This window comes from Prolinoborus fasciculus, assembly GCF_056724605.1.
Genome location: NZ_JBWZQN010000122.1, coordinates 1 through 2,206, shown reverse-complemented (window position 1 = coordinate 2,206; position 2,206 = coordinate 1). Strand labels below are relative to the sequence as shown.

At 37.7% G+C, this 2,206-nt stretch carries 2 protein-coding genes; one reads left to right on the top strand and one right to left on the bottom strand.

The features are described from left to right. Positions 1 to 292: 292 nt before the first annotated feature. The gene (locus AC1P5O_RS16420) at positions 293 to 997 is read right to left on the bottom strand and encodes an IS6-like element IS1008 family transposase (protein ID WP_001067783.1); all 705 of its coding nucleotides are present in this window, start codon (positions 995 to 997) and stop codon (positions 293 to 295) included. Positions 998 to 1,453: 456 nt separating this feature from the next. Between AC1P5O_RS16420 and AC1P5O_RS16415 the strand changes: the two genes are divergently transcribed. Next, complete coding sequence (locus AC1P5O_RS16415; protein WP_004668329.1) at positions 1,454 to 2,020, top strand: recombinase family protein; 567 nt, start codon at positions 1,454 to 1,456, stop codon at positions 2,018 to 2,020. Positions 2,021 to 2,206: the final 186 nt, after the last annotated feature.

Genomic DNA, 2,206 nt, shown 5'->3' with positions numbered 1-2,206 from the left:
AAGTCATTTGAATGATTTCTTCTTGGTCTACGTGTCATAAAATACTCCATATATTGATGTTTATAACATCATTTGGGGAGCAAAATATCACTTATAAGTGTTGTTCAAATTTCCTGATCCACCTCTCACTACGACACAATTGAAGAGCTATTCAGATTGACAAGTCAGGAACTAAAAATATTTCCTCTAGTAGATATGAGTGGAAACTACTATGAGAACTTATAGCAGCTCAAAGAGGACGGCACTGTTGCAAATAGAGATTTGAGTCGATGATGTTCCCTTTAAAAAGTGCTTAGAGACCGAAAACCCTGTTGATTAGACACACTTCACCCTGAGGCTGACCATAATAAAATGACGATGCTTGTCCTTTACGTAGTGCACGCATGACTTCAATACCTTTAATTGTGGCATAAGCCGTCTTCATAGATTTGAATCCTAATGTGGCCCTGATGATTCGCTTTAACTTACCATGATCACATTCAATGACATTATTTTTATACTTAATCTGCCTGTGCTCAATATCTACTGGACATTTTCCTTCTCGCTTTAATCGTGATAAAGCATGGCCATAGGTCGCTGCTTTATCTGTATTGATGACCCTTGGAATTTGCCATTTTTTCACCGTATTGAAGATCTTTCCTAGAAAACTATAGGCTGATTTACTGTTCCGTCTAGCGGAAAGGTAAAAGTCAATCGTATGACCCCGTTGATCAACTGCACGATACAGGTAAGTCCATCGCCCCTTCACTTTGATATAAGTCTCATCCATATGCCATGAATGTAAATCTGTAGGATTACGCCAATACCAGCGTAACCGTTTTTCCATTTCTGGAGCATAACGCTGAACCCAACGATAAATTGTACTGTGATCCACATTTATGCCTCGTTCAGCGAGCATTTCTTGAAGTTCACGATAGCTGATGCCATATTTACAATACCAACGAACAGCCCAAAGAATGATTTCACCTTGAAAGTGCCGACCGTGGAAGGGATTCATCTGCTGTATCTCGAAATAAATAAGATATTTAGCTTATCATGTCAGCCTATTTGCAACAGTGCCCTTTTAGATGGGTATATGTATGAAGAATCCCCAGTCTCTTATGAGTTCCAGAAAAATGCGAATCAAGTTATAAAAATTAGAAAATATAAGTTAAGAATCATGAAAAAACCGCCAATAGATAATATGGCGGTTTTTTATCAATAACAACTAGTGTGTCGTTCAATGACAAACTATCAGTCGTAAATGACCAACAATAATTCGCATGACGACGATAAAGCCCAAATCTTTGTCTAAAGTATGTATTCATAGAGTATACCCTAAAGTGACAATCTAAAAGTTCGTAAAAGCATGTCTCATTTAAATGATTTTTAATCATAAGTAACATGTAACTTTGGTATTAAAGATTTATAATTTACGAAATTGTTCATTTTTATCCAATTGGGGCATGAAAAAGTGAAAGGTCAAAAAGTAGGTTATGTCCGGGTCAGTTCAGTCGAGCAAAATACGGGACGTCAACTTGAGGGAATTGAAGTCGATCGAATTTTTGTTGATCGCGCTTCAGGTAAAAATACCGATCGACCTAAATTTCAGGAAATGTTGAACTATGTCAGGGAAGGCGATCAAGTTGTTGTACATTCCATGGATCGTTTTGCGCGAAGCCTAAAAGATTTGGTCACTGAAGTAGATAAACTGGTCAAACGAGGGATCGCCATCCAGTTTGTAAAAGAAAATATTACTTTTACGGCCCAATCCACTCCGATGGATAATTTGATGCTGCAACTGATGGGTGCTTTTGCACAGTTCGAACGTGAGATCATTTTAGAACGGCAAAAGGAAGGAATTAAACTAGCCTCTACTCAAGGAAAGTACAAAGGCCGGGTACATAAATTAAAACCCGACCAAGCTGAAGCTTTACGGCAGGCATGGAAGGAGGGGAAGTACCCTTCAAAAATGGCATTAGGCCAGGCATTTGGAATTAGTCGCCAGGCGGTATACCGCTATTTAAAAGACAGTGAGTAACTCATTGAAATTTGCGAATAGACTTAGTTTCACGATGAAAATCGTGAAACATTGATTAAATAACCTGAGTTCGATATAAAAAAAGAGTAGAAAAAAAGCCCTGTTTTTGTAACATATTGGTTCTCAAGACAAAATGTTATAAAACAAGGCTTCTCAATGGATCATATTACCGAATTATTTTGTATT

What these genes read in the sequence shown, in the direction of transcription:
- AC1P5O_RS16420 (WP_001067783.1), bottom strand. Translation starts at nt 997, where the DNA reads ATGAATCCCTTCCACGGTCGGCACTTTCAAGGTGAAATCATTCTTTGG.